The organism is Acinetobacter sp. BIGb0102 (assembly GCF_003815055.1).
Taxonomy (GTDB): Bacteria; Pseudomonadota; Gammaproteobacteria; order Pseudomonadales; family Moraxellaceae; genus Acinetobacter; species Acinetobacter vivianii.
Map to the genome: position 1 here is coordinate 433,032 of NZ_RKQE01000010.1, position 19,796 is coordinate 452,827.

The 19,796-nt window shown below is 40.7% G+C and carries 21 protein-coding genes; 10 read left to right on the plus strand and 11 right to left on the minus strand.

The annotated features are described in order from the left end of the window. Positions 1-62: 62 nt before the first annotated feature. On the minus strand, positions 63-953 hold the full coding sequence (locus EC846_RS04760; RefSeq protein ID WP_069576482.1) for a LysR family transcriptional regulator: 891 nt from the start codon (positions 951-953) through the stop codon (positions 63-65). Positions 954-1,091: 138 nt separating this feature from the next. Between EC846_RS04760 and speB the strand changes: the two genes are divergently transcribed. Genes speB through EC846_RS04775 form a run of 3 tightly spaced genes read left to right on the plus strand, consistent with a single transcriptional unit; the run spans position 1,092 to position 4,986 of the window. Further along, positions 1,092-2,054 (plus strand): agmatinase, encoded by a 963-nt coding sequence (gene speB / locus EC846_RS04765; RefSeq protein WP_123774376.1) that lies wholly within the window; start codon positions 1,092-1,094, stop codon positions 2,052-2,054. 54 nt (positions 2,055-2,108) lie between these two features. Beyond that, the gene (locus tag EC846_RS04770) at positions 2,109-3,425 is read left to right on the plus strand and encodes an MFS transporter (RefSeq protein WP_062847371.1); all 1,317 of its coding nucleotides are present in this window, start codon (positions 2,109-2,111) and stop codon (positions 3,423-3,425) included. Between the two features lie 55 nt (positions 3,426-3,480). Further along, positions 3,481-4,986 carry a purine-cytosine permease family protein gene (locus EC846_RS04775; protein ID WP_123774377.1) on the plus strand — a complete coding sequence of 502 codons (1,506 nt, stop codon included), beginning with the start codon at positions 3,481-3,483 and terminating at the stop codon, positions 4,984-4,986. Between the two features lie 89 nt (positions 4,987-5,075). Here the strand turns inward: EC846_RS04775 and EC846_RS04780 are convergent, their stop codons facing one another. Next, entirely contained in the window at positions 5,076-5,693 is a 618-nt protein-coding gene (locus tag EC846_RS04780; protein ID WP_062847369.1) for a YidB family protein, read from the minus strand. Positions 5,694-5,842: 149 nt separating this feature from the next. After that, a complete protein-coding gene (locus tag EC846_RS04785) occupies positions 5,843-6,304 on the minus strand; it encodes a DUF6231 family protein (RefSeq protein WP_123774378.1) in 462 nt (153 codons plus the stop codon). Between the two features lie 38 nt (positions 6,305-6,342). Here EC846_RS04785 and EC846_RS04790 point away from each other — a divergent pair, with 38 nt between their 5' ends. Next, a complete protein-coding gene (locus EC846_RS04790) occupies positions 6,343-7,212 on the plus strand; it encodes a DUF2797 domain-containing protein (RefSeq protein WP_005257426.1) in 870 nt (289 codons plus the stop codon). Between the two features lie 43 nt (positions 7,213-7,255). Here the strand turns inward: EC846_RS04790 and lpxB are convergent, their stop codons facing one another. Then, positions 7,256-8,530 carry a lipid-A-disaccharide synthase gene (gene lpxB, locus EC846_RS04795; RefSeq protein WP_416332312.1) on the minus strand — a complete coding sequence of 425 codons (1,275 nt, stop codon included), beginning with the start codon at positions 8,528-8,530 and terminating at the stop codon, positions 7,256-7,258. Between the two features lie 152 nt (positions 8,531-8,682). On the opposite strand from lpxB, the gene EC846_RS04800 reads away from it, so the two are divergent. From EC846_RS04800 to EC846_RS04810, 3 genes are read left to right on the plus strand one after another with little or no spacing between them, the layout of a single operon-like run. Next, positions 8,683-8,976, plus strand: coding sequence for a hypothetical protein (locus EC846_RS04800; protein ID WP_123774380.1), 294 nt, complete (start codon positions 8,683-8,685; stop codon positions 8,974-8,976). A 2-nt stretch (positions 8,977-8,978) separates the two neighbouring features. Next, entirely contained in the window at positions 8,979-10,535 is a 1,557-nt protein-coding gene (locus EC846_RS04805) for a PepSY-associated TM helix domain-containing protein (RefSeq protein ID WP_123774381.1), read from the plus strand. Then, entirely contained in the window at positions 10,532-10,804 is a 273-nt protein-coding gene (locus EC846_RS04810; protein WP_123774382.1) for a DUF1634 domain-containing protein, read from the plus strand. The genes EC846_RS04805 and EC846_RS04810 overlap by 4 nt, the downstream gene beginning before the upstream one ends. A 62-nt stretch (positions 10,805-10,866) precedes the next feature. On the opposite strand, the gene EC846_RS04815 is transcribed toward EC846_RS04810, so the two are convergent. Both EC846_RS04815 and EC846_RS04820 read right to left on the minus strand, forming a co-directional pair. Then, on the minus strand, positions 10,867-11,058 hold the full coding sequence (locus EC846_RS04815; RefSeq protein ID WP_123774383.1) for a hypothetical protein: 192 nt from the start codon (positions 11,056-11,058) through the stop codon (positions 10,867-10,869). A gap of 36 nt (positions 11,059-11,094) precedes the next feature. Continuing rightward, positions 11,095-11,469 (minus strand): hypothetical protein, encoded by a 375-nt coding sequence (locus EC846_RS04820; protein WP_123774384.1) that lies wholly within the window; start codon positions 11,467-11,469, stop codon positions 11,095-11,097. Positions 11,470-11,685: 216 nt separating this feature from the next. On the opposite strand from EC846_RS04820, the gene EC846_RS04825 reads away from it, so the two are divergent. From EC846_RS04825 to EC846_RS04835, 3 genes are all read left to right on the plus strand, one after another. Then, positions 11,686-12,573 (plus strand): sulfite exporter TauE/SafE family protein, encoded by an 888-nt coding sequence (locus EC846_RS04825; protein ID WP_004772078.1) that lies wholly within the window; start codon positions 11,686-11,688, stop codon positions 12,571-12,573. Between the two features lie 118 nt (positions 12,574-12,691). Continuing rightward, positions 12,692-13,783, plus strand: a complete 1,092-nt coding sequence (locus EC846_RS04830; protein WP_004772077.1) for a 3-deoxy-7-phosphoheptulonate synthase — start codon at positions 12,692-12,694, stop codon at positions 13,781-13,783. Positions 13,784-13,923: 140 nt separating this feature from the next. Further along, entirely contained in the window at positions 13,924-14,526 is a 603-nt protein-coding gene (locus tag EC846_RS04835; protein ID WP_123774385.1) for a LysE family translocator, read from the plus strand. A gap of 26 nt (positions 14,527-14,552) precedes the next feature. On the opposite strand, the gene EC846_RS04840 is transcribed toward EC846_RS04835, so the two are convergent. The 5 genes from EC846_RS04840 to cobT all read right to left on the minus strand — a co-directional run bounded on the left by EC846_RS04840 (position 14,553) and on the right by cobT (position 19,796). Next, on the minus strand, positions 14,553-15,371 hold the full coding sequence (locus tag EC846_RS04840) for an AraC family transcriptional regulator (protein ID WP_123774386.1): 819 nt from the start codon (positions 15,369-15,371) through the stop codon (positions 14,553-14,555). 226 nt (positions 15,372-15,597) lie between these two features. Next, complete coding sequence (locus tag EC846_RS04845) at positions 15,598-16,338, minus strand: adenosylcobinamide-GDP ribazoletransferase (RefSeq protein WP_123774387.1); 741 nt, start codon at positions 16,336-16,338, stop codon at positions 15,598-15,600. Positions 16,339-16,439: 101 nt separating this feature from the next. After that, positions 16,440-18,023, minus strand: coding sequence for a histidine phosphatase family protein (locus tag EC846_RS04850; protein ID WP_123774388.1), 1,584 nt, complete (start codon positions 18,021-18,023; stop codon positions 16,440-16,442). A 113-nt stretch (positions 18,024-18,136) separates the two neighbouring features. Beyond that, positions 18,137-18,736 (minus strand): histidine phosphatase family protein, encoded by a 600-nt coding sequence (locus EC846_RS04855; protein WP_123774568.1) that lies wholly within the window; start codon positions 18,734-18,736, stop codon positions 18,137-18,139. Beyond that, entirely contained in the window at positions 18,726-19,796 is a 1,071-nt protein-coding gene (gene cobT, locus EC846_RS04860; RefSeq protein WP_123774389.1) for a nicotinate-nucleotide--dimethylbenzimidazole phosphoribosyltransferase, read from the minus strand. The genes EC846_RS04855 and cobT overlap by 11 nt, the downstream gene beginning before the upstream one ends.

A 19,796-nucleotide genomic window follows, 5' to 3' on the forward strand; every position in this document is an offset into this window, starting at 1 on the left:
GTTAGCTTCTTAAACAAAAATAAAAGGGCTAACTGCCCTTTTATTTTTTTCATTTATTATTTTTAATTAAAAAAGCTTTTTACCGTTTTACGAAAATTTTGAATCACCAGCTCCCTTGTTCTGCCACGCCTAAAAATAAGAGAAAATGGTGCGCAATAACCAAACATTGCGGGTAATAAGACTTTTAAACGTTTTTGCTCCACCCAAAACTGTGCAAAATGTTCGGGTAAATAACCAATGTATTGCCCAGATAAAATTAGAATGAGTTGTGCTTCCATTGAGTCAACTGTCGCAAATGAATGCTTAAATCCCTGTTTTGCCAGTTCAGTGTGACTCCAGTAACCACGACTCACCATTTTTCCTTGTCGAATAACGTCAGCAGTCAAATTCTGGTGTGCGAACATAGGATGTTTATCACTACAAAATAGCCACTGTTGTTCTTTATGGAGAGGCTGATACATCACCCCATTCATTTTCATAAAGAATGAACCAATCGCGACATCAAAACGATTTTCCAAAATTCCCATTTGCAACTCATACGGCGACTGCACCTGAATTTTGATATAAATATGAGGGTTTTGTTTTGAAAACTCACGAATCATTTGATCCAGAGGAATATTCTGATCCGTCACCATAGAATCTAACATACCGATTCTCAACGTACCGGTTAATTCACCTTTAATCTGGGCAGTATGCCTAGAAAAGTTTTCCAGTTCATGCAAAATCCGTTTGGCCTCCTGTAGAAACATCTCTCCTTTTTGGGTTAAAGAAAAACCACCACGCCCTCGTTCACATAACTTAAAACCCACAATTTGTTCTAGTTGAGTCATGTAGGTACTAATTGCAGAGGTTGATAGATTCAACTCCTGTTGAGCATTTGCAAAGCCTTTATTCCTTACAACGCTGACAAAAATTCGAATCAATTTAATATCAGAATAGGCCACTTCTTCCATCATATTTTCCTTATTTCCTCTGCATTATTTTAAAACATCCAACATCAGATTAGTTTAGAAAAATCTGAACTAAGTTTTTAAAAAAAAGGATTTATTACCACCTGAGGCTGGTTGATAAATAAATAAAAGGAGAAATAAATGAACAAGATGTTAAATCAACCACTCGGTGGGAATGAAATGCCACGCTTTGGTGGTATTGCCTCAATGCTACGCCTTCCAGTGGTAGAACATGATGCTGGGCTTTCTAATCTAGATGCGGCTTTTATTGGCATTCCTTTAGATATTGGTACCTCCTTACGTTCGGGAACTCGTTTTGGACCCCGTCAAATCCGTGCTGAATCAGTCATGATACGCCCTTATAACATGGCAACAGGTGCTGCACCCTTTGAATCTTTGAATGTTGCAGATCTTGGTGATGTTCCTATTAACACCTTTAACCTAGCTGAAGCGGTACGTATTATTGAAGAACATTATGACCGTATTCTGGCACATCCTATTATTCCGCTCACACTTGGTGGCGATCACACACTAACCCTCCCCATCCTCAGATCTATCTATAAAAAACATGGTCCAGTTGGCCTCATTCATATTGATGCTCATGCCGATGTCAATGATGAAATGTTTGGTGAAAAAGTCGCACATGGCACCACTTTTCGCCGGGCAGCAGAAGAAGGCTTACTCGATTGTCAGCGTGTTGTTCAGATTGGCTTACGTGCTCAGGGCTATAGTGCAGACGATTTTAACTGGAGCCGTCGTCAGGGTTTTCGTGTCGTTCAGGCCGAAGAATGTTGGCACAAATCGCTTGCCCCTTTAATGGAAGAAGTAAAACAGCAAGTCGATGGTGGGCCTGTTTATCTCTCCTTTGATATTGATGGTATCGATCCTGCATGGGCACCCGGTACAGGTACACCGGAAATTGGGGGCTTAACCACAATTCAAGCAATGGAAATTGTCCGTGGTTGTCAGGGTTTAAATCTTGTTGGATGTGATCTGGTCGAAGTATCGCCACCATACGACACCACGGGCAATACATCCTTATTAGGTGCCAATTTACTTTATGAAATGTTATGCGTTTTGCCTGGAGTAAAGATACATAAATAATTGTATTTGCAAATGATAATAATGAAATAAGGGAATATTCAAGGATCTTACCGGATGAAGATAGAACAATCACAACGGGCTGCTGCGGCAGCATTTATTGGCACAACCGTAGAGTTTTATGATTTCTATGTATATGCCACCGCCGCAGCCTTAGTACTCGGTATCGTATTTTTTCCTCAAACTGATCCTGTCACTGGCACATTGGCTGCCTTTGCAACCTTTGCAGTGGGTTTTATTGCACGCCCTGTTGCAGCACTTATTTTTGGACATTTGGGGGATAAATTCGGCCGCAAAAAAATGTTGCTATTCACAATGCTATTGATGGGTGTTGCCACAACAGGAATTGGACTCATACCAAGTTATAACAGTATCGGAATTTGGGCACCTGTACTGCTGATTGTTCTACGATTTATGCAAGGTCTATCTGTCGGAGGTGAATGGGGCGGCGCCGTGTTAATGGCAAGCGAACATGCCCCCGCTCATAAGAAAACCTTTTTTGCTTCTTTTGCTCAAATGGGCAGTCCTGCTGGCCTGATTCTTTGTTTACTCGTTTTCAGAGCCATTACCTCATTGGATGAAAAAGACTTATTCACTTGGGGCTGGCGTATTCCGTTCCTGTTGAGCTTTGTCTTTATGCTGATTGGTCTTGCAATACGTCTAGGGGTTGAAGAATCTCCTGAATTTAAACAAATGCAGGAGAAACAGGAAATCGTCAAATTTCCAATTAAAGAATTGCTCAAAAATTACTGGCCTCAAGTACTTTTTGCGGGACTCTCTATCACAATCGGTACAGCAGGTTTCTTTTTTACCAATACATTTATGATTACCTACGTCACCCAATATGTCGGGATCAGTCGCCCAACTATTCTGGATGCATTATTTTGGGTAACTGTATTTGAATTTATCGCGATGCCAGTTGCTGCATGGTATGCCAGTAAAATTGGTTCTCATCGTTTTTTATTCTGGGCTGCCATTTTATGTATCGCTGTTCCTTATCCAATGTTTATGCTGGTCAGCACTAAAAATATTTATTTAATTGTTTTAGGCATTACATTGGCTGTGATTGCGCTGTCTTCACTGTATTCAGTCGTCGCTGGTTTTATGGCCGAAGCTTTTCCTGCCAAAGTTCGTTATTCAGGGATTTCCATTTCCTATCAAATGATTGCGGCGATCACAAGCGGTACTACTCCAATCATTGGGACTTTGCTTGCACAGCACTACGCTGGTGAATGGTTACCTTTAGCGCTTTTATTCAGCTTCCTATCTTTGCTTTCTTTGATTGGTATCTGTGGCATTACTCGGCTCAGAAGACAACAACTCCAAACACCGCAACCTACTCAGAAACAGGAAGCTTCAAGAGAGGCCGCTTAAAATTACAAACTTTAGAGACAAGGATGTCTCTTATAAATAAACAAGGAAAATCAAAATGAAGAAAGATCATTCTAAATCCATTACACACATTGAAAGTTATGGTATTGAAGAAATACCAACTTACGCGCGTACAGCAACGCCATTTGATCTATTCCGCCTGAGTTTTGGTGGCGCCAATACCTTTTCAACCTGTGTCTTGGGAAGTTTTCCCATTGTATTTGGTCTTTCTTTTCAAGCAGGTTTATGGGCGATTTTGTGTGGTGTTCTATTCGGTGCATGTATTTTAGCGCCTATGGGAGTTTTTGGTGCGCGCACAGGAACCAATAACGCCGTGGCTTCAGGAGCACATTTTGGCATACACGGCAGAATTGTAGGCTCATTCCTATCCCTACTTACAGCCATTGCATTTTTTTCTCTATCGGTTTGGAGTTCTGGTGATGCACTCATTGGTGCAACTCAACGTTTGTTTGATCGTTCCTATCAAAATAATTGGGTTTATGGATTGGTGTATAGCGGCTTTGCCTTGCTGGTACTGATTATTTGTATCTATGGTTTCCGTTTTATGCTATTGGTCAATCGAATTGCGGTGATTACCTCAAGCCTACTCTTCTTTTTAGGCCTTTTTGCTTTTGCTCAACAATTCGATTCAGCTTATGCAGGACAGATTCAATTCGGTGAAACTGGTTTTTGGGCTGCTTTTACAGGCGCTGCGCTGATTGCATTTAGTAATCCAATCTCCTTTGGAACTTTCTTAGGTGGCTGGTCACGTTATATTCCCAAAGAGACCTCATCCTATAAAATCATACTGGCAGTTTTTACTTCCCAGCTTGCAACCTTGATTCCCTTCCTATTTGGTCTTATGACAGCGACGATTGTTGCAAATCATGTACCTATCTTTATGCAACAGAATAATTATATTGGTGGGCTAATTCACATAGCACCTACCTGGTATTTTTTTCCGCTGTGTTTAATTGCGCTTATTGGTGGTTTATCTACTGGAACTACCGCCTTATATGGTACAGGATTAGATATGTCGAGTATTTTTCCGAAGCTGCTTAGCCGTGTTAAAGCAACAATATGCGTTGGTGTCCTCTCTATCCTATTTATTTTTATCGGTCGTTTTCTGGCAAATTTGACGCAAAGTGTCACGACCTTTGCTACCCTCATTGTCGTGTGTACCAGCCCATGGATCATTATTATGATTATTGGTTTCGTATCTCGTAGAGGCTATTATAAAAATGATGATTTACAAGTATTTGCAACTGGAATAAAAGGTGGCGTGTATTGGTTTCATCATGGTTGGAACTGGCGTGGTCTCATTGCATGGATTCCAAGTGCATTCATCGGCCTATGCTTTGTGCACTTACCTCATCAGTTCGTCGGGATCTGGGGAAATTTTTTTAATGGCCTCGATCTGAGCTTACCTATTAGTATCATACTGGCGGCACTGCTTTATACTCTACTACTCAAATTCTTTCCTGAACCAAGCTCAGTGTATAGTCCAACATTAACTGCTCAAAGTGCAAAACAGCAAACTAATCCATCACTGGTTTCAGACTAAGTATAATAAAGCAGATAGAGAGCTTAACCCATAAACATTCAGCCAGAAAAAAGCCTGCTCATGTGAACAGGCTTTTCATTGAGATTAATTTATTTCTTTAAAAAACCACTCACAAGATTCAACACTTGCTGAATATCCTGATTGGCTTCTTGAGGATTGGTACTGCTGCCTTGAGGCGTCAATGAATCAATCACTTGTGGTAAAACCGAAGCAATGGCACCATAAATTGCCTGTTTAGGCGCTTGGGTTTGCTGAGCAACCTGTTCTACGTCCTGATCATCAAATAAGCTTTGAATATTTTGTGCAGGCACATCTTCAGCATTTTGCTGTTGTGGATCAACCCAACTTTGTACCTGATTGCTTAGACCAGCATTTTTCAATTTATCCAAAGCACCTTGTAAACCGCCTTGTTTTTGAATCCACGCCAAAACTAAAGGTAAAACTGCAATCAACAACGTTTGTGCCGTGTTTCCACCCGTTGCATTACTTTGAGTTGAACCTGCACCACCGCCTAATTGACCCAACACAGAACCTAAGATTCCGCCTAGACCACCTTGCTGGTTTTGAGTATTTTGCTGTTGCCCACCCAACTGACCAAGAACCGAACCTAAAATCCCACCTAAACCGCCAGCTTGACCTGACTGTTGTTGACCGCCGCCTAAAGCTTGCTTCGCTAAAATTTCAACAATATTGGTTAAATTTGTCATAACCTAAACTTTCCTTTTGGAATTATTTATCCCAAAAGCATACGCTGCTTTGAAAACACAGCACAAAGATAAATTGTTAAATTTTGCAAGGCTTTGCTGCGAATCTCCGACCGAAATCTCAATCAGATTTAAATCGCAGCATTCATCGTTTACCAGCGGAATTTATCCCAGTTTTCAGGATTGGCCCAGAACTTAGAGTTAAACCAATCTGGTACATGTTTATAAGTTAAAATATTAAATTGCCATAATGCAAAATCGCTGTCATGTGTGGTTTTATCAATTAGTTGAGTGAAACCCAGTGAACGCAATAGCTTTTCATCTTCACGCTTACTCACTACCACAATCCGCTTCGCCATCAGGTCACGCAACTTCACCAAAAGCTGCGCTTTTTGTGTTTCGGTAATATTTTGCATTTCTTCGGTATCAAATAATACAAAACCTAAATCATAACGCTGCGTAAATGGCAGACTTAAAAAGCCAGTTACGTTAAAATAATGCCATTGAATTGAAGCATTTTGGTCAATCTGCTGACCTATACAAAGTGCAGTATGAATGGGCTGTTCTTGAGATAAATCGTCTAGCATAGAAGTGATGACATTTTGTTCAGCCATAACTGCAACCCTTGATTGAGAAAGATGAGAGTTTATTAATGGAACTACAAGGCATTTGTCATAAAATGCATGCAGCGCTCAAAACGCATAGTGTAACTGATCAATCAACAAGCAAGGCAAATGTTGAATATAAATTTATATTAGATCGTACAGAAACTGACCTACCTTTTGTTTTAGGGCAGGAAATCGAGATCGAATGGACTGGTAATATTTTTTGTACCTCTTGCGGCTCAAAAACACCGAAGTCTTATTCACAAGGTCATTGTTTCAAATGCTTTAAAACAAAAGCAGAATGCGACCTGTGTATTATGAAGCCTGAAACCTGCCATTATCATTTAGGCACTTGCCGTGAAGACCAGTTCGCTCATGATGTCTGCTTCCAGCCGCATATTGTTTATTTAGCCAATTCAAGTGCCTTGAAAATCGGGATTACCCGTATCGTGAATATGCCAACCCGTTGGCTGGATCAAGGTGCGACTCAGGCTTTACCCATCATGAAAGTGGGCTCACGTCGTTTGTCAGGCCATCTGGAAACTTTAATTGGTACACAAATCGCAGATAAAACTGATTGGCGTAAACTTCTTAAAGGCGAAGCTGAGCCATTAGATCTGATTGAAAAACGTGATCAGATTCTGGAAGAATTTGCGCCTAAGATTCAAAGTATTCGTGAAGAATTTAATCAAAACCTTGAATTTAACGAGAATCTGGAATTTCTAGAGGACGAAAAACCAAGAGAGTTTATCTATCCTGTTGAACATTATCCTGAAAAGATTAAATCACTGAATCTGGATAAAACACCTAAAATTCGTGGTGTGTTGCAAGGCATTAAAGGCCAGTATTTGTTAATGGATATTGGTGTAATCAATATCCGCAAGTATACGGGTTATGAACTGATCCTTCGCGCCTAATCCGCAGTATAAAAAAGGTGGCTTTCAATGCCACCTTTTTTATTTATCCCGTTTTTAAACAATTCAAAATTGCCTTTACTGGATCCTCGGTATTGCCTGAGATCAATTGTTTATGCATGCTTAAATGTTGCATCATTTGAATATGCGCCGTTTCATGATCCATTAAACGCTCAATTTCAGTGGCTAAATGCTGTGGTGTTGCATCGGCCTGAATCAGTTCCTCAATGACTTTTTTACCTGCAATAATATTAGGTAAAGAATAATACGGAATCTTGACCAAGAATTTGGCAATGATATAGGTCAGCCAATTCAACTTATAGAAGGTTACCATTGGACGATGCAATAACATTGCCTCGAGTGTCGCGGTACCAGAAGCCAAAGCCACAATATCACTGGCATTCATGACCATACGGCCAATCTTCGATTCTGCATCGCTATTTTCCAGCACATGAATTTTCGACTTTAAACCAGCATCCAAGTGTTGAATGCCCTGTTCAATCTGATGCTTACGTGCATCATTGATCGCAGGAATTAAAAACTCGACTTCAGGATGTTTGCGATGCAGGATGTCAGCAGCACCTGTCAACAACGGCAGTAAACGTTCGATTTCACCACGGCGACTGCCGGGTAATAAAGCGATGTGAGTCTTATGTGCGGATAGACCCAGTTGATGCTTGGCTTCGGCAATTGGATTTTTTAACGGTAACTGCTTTGCCAAAGGATGGCCGACGAACGCCGCAGCAACCTCATAATTTTCATAGAAGGTTTTTTCAAATGGAAATAAACAAAGGACCAGATCGATACTGCGTTTAATGCCATGCACACGGCCTTGACGCCATGCCCATACCGATGGACTGACATATTGCACGGTTTTTATTGGTAAATTCTTTTCTTTAATGGTTTTGGACAAACGCAAATTAAAATCTGGCGCATCAATACCAATAAATATATCCACCGGATGCTCGGTCCAGCGCTCGACTAAACCATCACGGACAGCAAATAACTTTTTCAGGTCTTTTAAAACTTCCACGATTCCCATGACGGATAAGATTTCCATTGGATAATAGCTATGGAAACCTTCGGCTATCATTTGTGGCCCACCAATACCTTCAAATTCGACATCGATGCCTTGTTCACGAAAACTGCGCATGAGTTTCACCCCTAGCGTATCTCCAGAAACTTCTCCTACCACGATGCCAATTCTTAGTTTTTGCTTTGACAAGACCCACGCCCCACAGAAAGATTTAAATGATTCTAACAAAATGATTTTACACTGAATCAAACATGATCTGGCAATTTGTTCACGATTGGTGAACATCATTTCTCATCTAAGATGTCATTGTTTTCTAGAAAACCTATCTAGATTTACGATGAAATGACAATTGATTGAGATTGCAGGAATAGCTAATATGAACAAGAATCATTCCCATATGTGATTTATTTCTCCCTTCCTCCGTATCAAGACCCGTGATGGCTAAATCAACCTCGCTTACCTTTGTCTATCGACTGAGTATTTTCTATCGCTTTGCGTTGACCTTTGTATTGGGTTACCTCTGTATGATGTATTTAAGCCTTAGCCTGACCTCATTATTTGTCCGTGTACTTGATAAAGCAGAGGCGATTTATCTAGCTGCTTTTATCGCGATTCTCTTTTATCTCATTTTTATCATTATTAGTTTCTGCTCACATTCATTATTGAAACTCACGTTGATCAGTCTGGGCTTAACAGGCGTATTGTTTGGCATATCTGTAGGTTTAAATTAAAAATGCAAAATAAAGGTGTTCGCCAATCAATGGCATGGTTACATGCATGGACAGGTCTGATTTTTGGCTGGCTTTTGTTTGCTATTTTCTTAATGGGAACAAGTTCGTACTATCGTCATCAGATTAATTTGTGGATGCAGCCGCAACTGGCTCAGGTTCAAGTGAATCAGGATACAGCCATCACAACTGCTGTCGATTATCTACAAAAGCATGCTGGCGATGCCAAGTCATGGTATCTTAAAGTGGCAAATCACGAAGAACCCGTCAATAAAATGTATTGGCAACAAGCCAACGGCAGTTATGAAAGCCGTAGTCTGGATGCCAATACTGGTCAGGAATTAAAACTGTCAGCAACTCAAGGCGGAGAGTTCTTTTATAACTTCCATTTTCAGTTGTATGGATTCCCGATCATGATTGGGCGTTTGATTGCCTGTCTTGCCGCTTTCATTATGCTGGTGGCCTTAGTCTCAGGCATCATTACCCATAAAAAGATTTTTACCGATTTCTTTACCCTAAGAACCTTTAAATCCCAGCGTTCTTGGCTGGATTTTCATAATGTTTCTTCGGTACTCGCACTTCCCTTTTTCCTGACCATTACCTTTACAGGCTTGGCGATTTTCTTCTATCTCTATTTACCCTGGGGAATGCAAAAACTTTATCCAGAGAATCCTTATCAGTTTTTCACTGAAATTAGAACGACTGAAAAGAGTGCCACAGATCAAACCGAGCCTCAAAAAGCTGAGATGCTACCGATCAGCACCCTGCTGGAAAAAGTAAGGCAACAATGGGGCGAACAAGCTTTGGCTTCAATTGAAGTTAAAAATCCCAATACTGATCAAGCAGTAATTACCTTTAAGCAATTAGAAGATCGATCAATCACCTTAAATCAGGCGCAAATCACCTTTGACGGCAAAGGCAAAATTCTCGGCAATACCCGTAATAATAGTGCTGTCGCAACCTTACATTCGGGTGTTTATGGCTTACATATGGCGACCTTCGCCCAACCTGTATTGCGCTTCGCATTCTTTTGTTCAGGTATTTTGGGTTGTTTAATGATTGCTTCAGGCCTATTGCTGTGGAGCTTAAAACGTCAGATCCAAAACAAATCTGCTCAATTTCATTTCGGTTACTATCTGGTTGATCGTTTGAATGTCTCTGCATTTATTGGTCTGCCCACTGCAATGCTCAGCTATTTATTCGCCAATCGATTTGTACATGTGACCGAAACCACGCCCAATTATGAAATCTATACCTTTTTCAGCGTTTGGGGATTAAGTTTTATCATCGCCTTATTGACGAAAAAGCAATATTTATGGAAATCACAGGTACTAATTTTTGGATTAGTGGCTTTGATTCTGCCTCTTTATAACTTGCTCTATCTCATCAATCATCAGTTCATCATAGATCTGCAAAGTTATTGGCTATTCTTACGGATTGATTTATTCCTACTGGCCTGTGCCCTGTTTGCTGTATTTATTTTTAGAAATATCCAGCCGATTCAAGAAAAATCTGCTCAAAAAATCAAAGCGAAGTTAGCCAAAAATGAGGTGAAAGCATGATTCTTTTAAGCCTCGTATTGATACTTGTTGGAATGATGCTGCTCTATAAATGTAGTTCTAAGCAGATTACTAAATCAAAACAACAATTTGTCATTCGCTATCAAATACAGCTCAAGGTACTGGCTTATCTGTGCTTTTTGCTTGCAGGTAGCCTGCTTTGTTTAGAATATGGCAGTTCGATTGGGTTTGTAAGCTGGTGGATTTTTGCAACGCCCGTGACTTTCTTATTGGTACTCTGGGTTAATGAACTTAACCCCGTAAAAAAATAAAATGTACTTGGATACAACAGCTATCCTTAACTTCTGCCAAGGATAGCCGCACAACTTAAAAATTAATGCCCGTGATGGCTATGATCTTCCTGAGTTGCTTTTTTATCCTTGTCATCACAACATTTCATCTTTTTTTCACAGCACTCTTTCTTGCTGGCTGTATCTTTTTCCTTACAACAATCACCTGCTGCAAATGCAGGTACGGTTGTTGCGAGTAAGATTGTTGAAAGTAATAAAGTTTTAAAATTTAACATGATTGTATCCTTTAAATAAAAATAAGAAATTTGAATTTATAAAAACAGGATACGATTTGGAGGACGGTAAGGTAACTGATAGACCCCTAAAGTGAGTTCATCCAGATATTCTGAATCCATCGTCGTTGTGAATTGTAGAATTCGTTGAAGCGGTCGATCACGCTGGGCAAAAGTCACCGCCACACAGCAAAGACTTTTTTGACAATGAGAAGAATCCATTTTCTCAGAGCTTATAGATGTATGCTTGCCCATATCTGACATTCCGCAATCCATCACTGGACTATGGCCTTGTGTGGTTTGATGTAAATTACTTTGATCAACCTCATTCATAGACACAGCCATTGCATAGCTATTGGTGATAAAACACATAGCAATCAGCAATGAAATGATGGTTCGGATAAGAATAGACATAAGTATGTAAATAATCAGCAATACAGTCCTTATACAGCCTTCAAAATAAACCAAGCATGCTAACTAAAGCAAGATAATCGTGATGAGTAAAAAGAAAAGCGACTGTTTCAGATTTCTTTAGCGTTTTTTTGCATAAGTAAATCACTATTCATCACAACGAGTTATCTAAAAAAAGAATAAGATATGCTGATTTTTGCATATTTAGGCATATTGTCGATGTTTGGTCCTATTGAATTTATTATGGCTGGGGTATTGGTTGGCTTCTGTGTTGGTATCACAGGCGTCGGCGGTGGTTCTTTAATGACCCCAATCCTGATCAGTCTATTTAAAATCGAACCTCATATCGCGATTGGTACAGACTTGTTATATGCCTCAATCTCTAAATTTTGCGGCTCTATTGTCCATGCTAAAAAACTCAATATTGTCTGGCCGATCGTACTCTGGCTAGCATTAGGCAGTATTCCAGCATCATTTGCGACCTCTTGGGCACTCGAACATTACCTAAGTCAATCCACGCATTATAAAGCTGTGCTGACTATGGTTTTAGGCTTTATGTTGACCTTGACGGGTATTTCAATTGTCTTTCGTGCACAGATTGAAAAATTCTTTGACCGTTTCCGTAACCGTGAACAAGCGAATATGGAAAGCGAACAACATGCTTTGCAACACAAACGTCATTACATTGTCATCATGGGAATCGTATTAGGTATCTTTGTTACCCTTTCATCTGTGGGTGCGGGTGCCTTTGGTATCATGGCTTTAGTTCTAATGTTTCCTAACTTGCCGATGATCCGTATTATTGGTTCAGACGTAGTGCATGCCGTTTTACTTACAGCAGTTGCAGGCCTTAGCCATATGTCTTCAGGGAATGTCGACTTTAGCCTGTTGATGTGGTTATTGGTCGGTTCTATCCCTGCCATTATTGTCGGGACCCTAATTAGCTCACGTATGCCAGAAAGACTGATTCGTAAAATTTTAGGGATTACCTTATTTGCTTTGGGCGTGAACTTTATTGTGAACCCTGTGAAAGCCAAACCGAAGCCAGTTGAGACTCATCAGGCTGTCGTTGTACAGCAGACAAGTCATTCAACAACAATTGTTTAAGCCAACAAATGCCGCTGCTTTCTGCATAAATTATCGTTATTGCTAGTTAATCAGACGGCATTTCATGCTATATTCGCAGACAAAATAACCTCTTTTTTCGATTGAATTTGTGACAGCAATGAATACTCTACAGTCAAATCCAGTTTCTCAGCCCGATATCGATGATGTAAACATTAAAAGCATTCAAACGCTGATTACACCAGCAGAATTGAAAGCTGATCTTCCATTATCTGAGGCTGCGTCTCAAACTGTGTTACAAGGACGTGCAACTGTACGTAATATTTTAGATGGCAATGACAAACGATTGTTTGTCGTGATTGGCCCGTGCTCAATCCACGATCCTAAAGCTGCACATGAATATGCTGATCGCCTGAAAGTCCTGAGCGAAAAAGTAAAAGATACTTTATATCTGGTGATGCGTGTTTATTTTGAAAAACCGCGTACCACTGTGGGCTGGAAAGGTTTAATCAACGATCCAGACATGAATGACTCATTCAATATTGAAAAAGGCTTGCACATTGGTCGTGGCTTATTGATTGATTTGAATGAAAAAGGTTTACCTTGTGCGACTGAAGCACTTGATCCGAACTCACCGCAATATTATCAAGATTTAATTTCATGGTCTGCGATTGGCGCACGTACCACTGAAAGTCAGACTCACCGTGAAATGTCTTCTGGTCTTTCATCACCTGTTGGCTTCAAAAATGGTACTGATGGCGGCTTAACCGTTGCAACTAATGCGATGCAATCGGTTAAACATGGTCACAGCTTTTTGGGCCTGAATGAAAATGGTCAGGTTGCGATTATCAATACCAAAGGTAACCCGTATGCACACGTGGTATTACGTGGTGGTAATGGCAAGCCAAACTATGATGCAACATCTGTTGCAGAAGCAGAAGCTGCTCTAGCAAAAGCGAAAGTGAGCAACAAGATCATGATTGATACCAGTCATGCCAACTCAAACAAAGACCCGTACTTACAGCCTCTGGTTTTGAAAAATATCACAGAACAAATTCTGGATGGTAATAAATCAATCGTTGGGATTATGGTTGAGAGTCACTTAAAAGGTGGTCGCCAGGATATTCCAGAAAATCTGTGTGATCTTGAATACGGCAAGTCAGTGACTGATGGCTGTATTGACTGGGAAACAACTGAAAAAGCATTGCTAGAAATGCATGAAGCGTTAAAAGACGTTTTACCAAATCGTTAATCTTTAAATAGATGTAAAACAGGCTCTTATGAGCCTGTTTTTGTTTGGCAATTCGACAAACTTGCACAAACGTACAATACAGCTCATAGCACTTTGCCCTATGTTAATCATCCTTTGTTATTGATTCATTTAGGTTGGTTATGGAAATTTTTCTTTATACCTTAAGTGTGATGTACAGCCCAGGCCCTGTGAATTTTATGGGGTTAAATGCGGGTCTGAGAGGACAATTCTCCCAAACATTAGGCTTTTTTGCTGGTGTGGGTTGTTCCATGCTGATGCTATTTGTTGTATTTGGTTATGCGGGCGCAGCATTGATTCCCCATCGTTATCTACATTTTATTGCATTGATTGGTGCGCTCTATACCTTTTATTTAGCCTATAAAATTATGACGGCACATACCGAATTAAAAACAGATAAAACCCAGCACAAAAACCTCAATTTTTGGAATGGTTTCTGGATTCAAAGTCTGAACCCTAAAGCAATTTTGGTGATTTTACCTGTGACCACCATTATGTATCCGACGGCGCATATCACTGGTAGCTTGATCCTCATTGTTTCACTATTTATTTCTCTCGGTGCGGCAGGTGCTCCCTTCATTTATTCATTTGCAGGATCAGTCATTGGCAAAAAATTAAACAATCCAATTTGGTTCAATTATCTGAATAAAATTCTGGGAATCTTCTTGATCCTTTCAGGTCTATTTATGTTGTCTGATTTCTTAAAAGGTATGAATTTTATTTAAACGCAGCCTTTATTCTCATTCATAGTTTATTGCTGAGCAGAATAAATCAGTTTCCATCTTGCTGGAGTGATCCCGAAAGCTTTGGTGAAATGCCGAGTCATATGGCTTTGATCGAAAAAACCAGCAATGATGGCTGCCTGTGTCAGCGACTCACCATATATCAAGCATCTTTTTACGATATCAAGTCGACGCATAGTCATATAACGATGCGGACTAGTACCAAATAACAGTCTAAAATCACGCGAAAGACTCCAGCGATCACGTTGTATATTCTGTTCTAAATCTTCTAAACTAATATTCTGATCGAGTGAAGCGTGAATAAACTCTCTGGCGCGTTCCGCAGCAATATAATCATAGGACTGCCGTGTGCGTGATGGCTGACCTGCAACTTCGTACAAAGTTGTCGCCAAGTCATACAAGGCATCTTCTTCTTCTAAAACATCTAATTGATCATACATGTTTTGTAATAGTGTATGAGTGACGCGATAAAGACGTGGATCATCACTCAGCCCATGTTTGAAAAAAGGTAAAGGTTTACCTTTCATGATCTTTTGAATCAATGCAGGTTCAACATACATCATTCGGTAATGAAAACCTTCTTGAGTCCCAGCACTGCCATCATGCTTTTCATCGGGATGCAACACCATGGTCATACCATGCTGACTATGTCTGACTTCACCACGATAATGAAAACTTTGCACACCTGACAAAGTTCGGCCAATCGCAAAAGTATCATGTTGGTGTGATTCATACGCATGATTTGAAAAGAAAGCTTCGATTCTTTCTAGGCGATCACCATCCGAAGCTCGGACAATCCAATCAGAATGATTTGCTGTTTTTGACATGCTGATCTGCCCATAAGATATTGAATTCAGCAGTCTCAGAATACCTTATTTTTACTTTGATCCATAAGACTTTCTGATTGTAATACTGCGACATCTTTTAGCAATAATCAGGCAAGCTTCACACCTGCCGCACCACGAACCTATTTATTAGGTTTGCGCTATCATTTTGGAAAATAAAAACGACTGAATAAAAGATATGGCTTCAACTGAGGCCATATCTTGAGGCTTAAATATAAAATGAGGCAATCACAAAGCTCAGCATCAAACCCGTCTCACTCAGCTCAATTGCAGCACCCACCGTATCACCCGTAATCCCGCCAATACGCTTGATAAAAAGCCCACGTAAATAAAAAATAATGATCAAAAAACTGAACAAGCTGACTAAACCTGTCCATTTGAATGCACAAAGCAATGCTATTGTAATGACAAAAACCATCCATATTGCTAGTCGTGGTATATTCTCAAGCATTGAACTTGCCAGTCCCTGCGCACGTACATAGCGTGTCGTGAGAAATAAAAATAGTGGCACACTACGTCCAAGCATGGGCAATACAATAAGAAATGCTTCAAGCTTTTGTTCAAGCAACACATAGAGTGCGACAAATTTAAGCAGACATACCGCAATCAGGCTCAATACCCCGATCGGGCCGCATGCTGGATCCTTCATAATTTTCAGGGTTCGTTCTGGATCACCAAAGCCACCCACCCATGCATCTGCGGTATCCGCGAGTCCATCAAGATGTAGGCCACCAGTCAACCAGATCCATAACACCAGAATGAGCGCTGCACTGAACACAATAGGAAGTTTTGCTAATATAAGCGCGAACGCAAATAACATCAGTCCAATCAATAAGCCAACTACAGGATAAAACAGCAAGGCCTGACTATTTTGCTTTGCACTTGGCATATTTTTTAGTTCGATCGGCAAAACCGTCAAAAATTGCAAGGCAATCCAGAAAGGTGTCATGCGAAACAGCCCAATTCAAAAGATTTATCATGAAATGATTATGAAGAAATAAAATTGGGAATAGCAAGCTATTCCCAAATGAAAATATAGAATAAGTCAGCTTATTGAATTTGATAACATTGTTTCAGCTTTAAATAGTCATAATAGAAGCTGTTAGTGCTATAACGCGCATAGTTACAATCTGGCTTAAACAAGGTCTCTTTTTCGTTATAGAACATCTTCACCAAAGTTGTTCCTTGTGTATTTTGGTAGATATCCCATTGTAAGTTTGCAGCCATCGGCGACACAAACTCACCACGCCATTTACTATGGGTATAATTATAAGTTTGACGTAAAGGTAGCGGCTGCATCATGTCATGCAATTCTAGACTGGTTGCCAAAGGAATGATGATTTCTGCATGTGCAAAACGTAATACCGCACGATGCGTTTGCTGCTTATCAACTATCGCATCGACCTGTTTAAATAAATCCTGTTTTAGGCCTTGGGCAATTGCACTGGTGACATTCTTCGATTCACTAAAGCTTGGCCCTTTGCTATAAAAATCATTGGCATCGTTAAATTCAGCATAAAATTTTGCAGCTTCTAGTGGCATATATTTATCAAAATCAATATTTTTTAGCTCTGTTTGCATGCCGCCTGCAATTGAATACAACTCATACACATACGCAGCGGCATCCACAGCACTGGCAATGGTATTTTTGCCTTTACCTTTTTCAGTAATGCTTTCACCATTTGGCGCTGTCACCGTATAGGAACCCGTATTGCTAAAGCGATATCCTGCTGAACCTAATTTTTGAATAAATTCTGGCTTGAAAATAGGAGTAAGCACACTCATGGCAATCTGTTCAGCTTTGCTATTTTTAGCAAGTTCACTTAATTTATTTGCCAAATCAGCATCATCTTCCTCAAACTGCTGATAAGCCTGACTTGCATCATAGATTGCCTGTTGCTGTGTAGATAAGGGTTCAGTTAAATCACTGTCCTTATTCAAGCTGTGAAAATACAGTTTAAAACGATCTACGCCTCCATCTTCAACTGAGGGCACACTGCTGCTGGCCAAACTGGTATATGACACTGGCGTAATCTGGTTTTTAAGTTGTGGTTGCTGCTGAATCAGTTCAGCTGTAAAGAATTTCGCACTATCCACAGCGCGATCAACACCTGAACTTTGCACTAAAATTGAGGCAGGCTGTGTCGAAGCGGTTTTAAACAGATCTGGTAAGCGCTGTAATAGACGATCTGCAATACCGCGGTGCTCCTGTATACCTTGCATGCTTTCATTGCCATATCCGAACTGACGAATCCCTTCCACGCCATAGCCCAGCAGGATATTGGCCTTCATCATACTTTCCAGATCAGCCCCCAATTGTTCCCCCAACGGCGTTAAGGCGTTTTCTGCTTTGGCCTGTTTCCACAAGTTATAAAGTGCCAAATCATATTTGATACTCGACAAACCTCTAGAGCCATGACGTGCAACCAGCTCTGTAAAAACGGGTTGAAAACCTTGTGGAACAGCTTCGTATTTTTTCAGATCTTGCTGCGGTTGATACGGTGTTTTGGTTTGATAATATTTTGATTGTGGCGTGGTTTCAGGTGATGACTGATTTTGTTGATGATCATCGTTATTACAGGCTGCCAATAAAATGCTTGCGCATAACACACTGCTTTTAAATAATATATTCATGAAGGATTTGATTATAGGTCAAGAAATTGACCTGTATCATAGGCAGTGGCAATGACAGTTCGATTACAGCTTTCTACTCAGTTATAGAATAATCGACAAGGTCATTTTCCCATTCATTTATTTTCTACAAAATGAATCTCATTGTCGCGATGGATCAATTCGAGTGAGTATAGCTTTCCAAGCTCGGCTGGCATTTTTAATAAATCATCTAGCGCCTGTTGACGTGCTAAGCAGGTCAATAATTTAATTACCCCGCCATGTGTTACAACCAAGGCCCTATGCCAATGATTCTGCTGCATTTCGTTATAAATACGATTCACCCCATGCATGACTCGCTGCTGGAACTGGGCAAAGCTTTCCCCATTCGGTGCATGATATTGCGTGGGAAATTGCCAGAAATTTGCCAATAACTCAGGTTCTGTTTCATAAATAGTTTGGGTTGAAACACCTTCCCAATCTCCAAAGAACATTTCCTTCATATCGGAATGAAGCAAAAGTGGTCGTTCTAACTGCTGGGCCAATGCAACCGCAAACTTTTGGCAACGCTGTAAAGGTGAACTGATAATCACATCCCAATACATCTGCGCATTCAGCGCTTGCTGAATGGTCGCTTGCATCTGCAACCAACCCTGTTCTGTCAGTTCATCATCCAAATGACCACGCAATGTATGACTGAATGTCGTTTCACCATGGCGTAGTAAATCAAGGTGCAACTTTGTCACCTGTCACGGCTGCTTCGGCAAAAGTCGCCATTTGATTATGTAAAACACAAGCAAGCTGGATCATGGATAATGCAGCACCTGCACCGCTGCCTTCCCCCAGACGCAAGTTCATTTTCAAAATAGGCTGCGCATTCAGTTCTTGTAAAACACGTTGATGCCCGTACTCAGCTGACTGGTGTCCGAATAGCATCCATGCCCGACTCTGGGGTTGAATACGGACTGCGCATAAAGCAGCAACCGAACTGATAAAACCATCCACCACGACTGGTAAGCCAATTTGCGCACAACGGATGTAAGCACCTGTCATCGCGGCAATTTCCAGACCGCCGACCGCTGCCAGAGTGTTTAAGGCATCATTTTTAACTTCTGTTTGGTGAAGCTTTATCGCTTGATCAATCACATTGATTTTATGTTGTAGTTGCTGATTGGTAATGCCAGTTCCAACACCTGTGAGTTGTGCAGCATCTTCATTTAACAATAAACCGGCCAAGGCTGAAGCAGAACAGGTATTGCCAATTCCCATCTCACCTGCAATAAAAATATCAGCAGCTTGTGCTTTGGCGCGCTCCACGCTGGCCTTACCCAACTGTAAAGCCGCTAAACATTCCTGCTCTGTCATTGCAGCTTGTTCAGCAAAATTGGCGGTGCCTGCACGAATACAATGACGCTCCACACCTGCATATTCATAAGCATCACCGACCGTACCACAATCAATGACTTGTAAATGTGCTAGATGATGCTTGGCAATGACGCTAATCGCTGCACCACCAGTCGCAAAGTTTTGTAGCATTTGGCGGGTCACGGCTTGCGGATAAGCCGAGATATTTTCAGCAACTACACCGTGATCACCCGCAAAAATCGTGATCCAGGGCTGCTGAATCTGAGGATGAACTGTTCCTTGCAAAGCAGCCAGATCAATTGCGATTCGTTCCAGATCGCCTAAAGCTCCTGTAGGCTTGGTCAGTTGAAGCTGACGTTTTTCAGCTTGCTGTTTTGCATCCAAGTCAGGTTGTTGAATCGCCGCTAAAAACCATTGCTCATGTTCAGTCAT

Excerpts from the sequence above, each read along its gene's own strand:
- EC846_RS04820 (WP_123774384.1), bottom strand. The coding sequence starts at position 11,469 with ATGTCTATTCTTATCCGAACCATCATTTCATTGCTGATTGCTATGTGT.
- EC846_RS04840 (WP_123774386.1), bottom strand. The coding sequence starts at position 15,371 with ATGTCAAAAACAGCAAATCATTCTGATTGGATTGTCCGAGCTTCGGAT.
- EC846_RS04800 (WP_123774380.1), top strand. The coding sequence starts at position 8,683 with ATGGCTAAATCAACCTCGCTTACCTTTGTCTATCGACTGAGTATTTTC.
- EC846_RS04845 (WP_123774387.1), bottom strand. The coding sequence starts at position 16,338 with ATGACACCTTTCTGGATTGCCTTGCAATTTTTGACGGTTTTGCCGATC.
- EC846_RS04825 (WP_004772078.1), top strand. The coding sequence starts at position 11,686 with ATGTTTGGTCCTATTGAATTTATTATGGCTGGGGTATTGGTTGGCTTC.
- EC846_RS04815 (WP_123774383.1), bottom strand. The coding sequence starts at position 11,058 with ATGTTAAATTTTAAAACTTTATTACTTTCAACAATCTTACTCGCAACA.
- cobT (WP_123774389.1), bottom strand. The coding sequence starts at position 19,796 with ATGACTGAACATGAGCAATGGTTTTTAGCGGCGATTCAACAACCTGAC.
- EC846_RS04785 (WP_123774378.1), bottom strand. The coding sequence starts at position 6,304 with ATGGCTGAACAAAATGTCATCACTTCTATGCTAGACGATTTATCTCAA.
- EC846_RS04775 (WP_123774377.1), top strand. The coding sequence starts at position 3,481 with ATGAAGAAAGATCATTCTAAATCCATTACACACATTGAAAGTTATGGT.
- EC846_RS04790 (WP_005257426.1), top strand. The coding sequence starts at position 6,343 with ATGGAACTACAAGGCATTTGTCATAAAATGCATGCAGCGCTCAAAACG.
- lpxB (WP_416332312.1), bottom strand. The coding sequence starts at position 8,530 with ATGTTCACCAATCGTGAACAAATTGCCAGATCATGTTTGATTCAGTGT.
- EC846_RS04805 (WP_123774381.1), top strand. The coding sequence starts at position 8,979 with ATGCAAAATAAAGGTGTTCGCCAATCAATGGCATGGTTACATGCATGG.
- speB (WP_123774376.1), top strand. The coding sequence starts at position 1,092 with ATGAACAAGATGTTAAATCAACCACTCGGTGGGAATGAAATGCCACGC.
- EC846_RS04780 (WP_062847369.1), bottom strand. The coding sequence starts at position 5,693 with ATGACAAATTTAACCAATATTGTTGAAATTTTAGCGAAGCAAGCTTTA.
- EC846_RS04850 (WP_123774388.1), bottom strand. The coding sequence starts at position 18,023 with ATGAATATATTATTTAAAAGCAGTGTGTTATGCGCAAGCATTTTATTG.
- EC846_RS04835 (WP_123774385.1), top strand. The coding sequence starts at position 13,924 with ATGGAAATTTTTCTTTATACCTTAAGTGTGATGTACAGCCCAGGCCCT.
- EC846_RS04830 (WP_004772077.1), top strand. The coding sequence starts at position 12,692 with ATGAATACTCTACAGTCAAATCCAGTTTCTCAGCCCGATATCGATGAT.
- EC846_RS04810 (WP_123774382.1), top strand. The coding sequence starts at position 10,532 with ATGATTCTTTTAAGCCTCGTATTGATACTTGTTGGAATGATGCTGCTC.
- EC846_RS04770 (WP_062847371.1), top strand. The coding sequence starts at position 2,109 with ATGAAGATAGAACAATCACAACGGGCTGCTGCGGCAGCATTTATTGGC.
- EC846_RS04760 (WP_069576482.1), bottom strand. The coding sequence starts at position 953 with ATGGAAGAAGTGGCCTATTCTGATATTAAATTGATTCGAATTTTTGTC.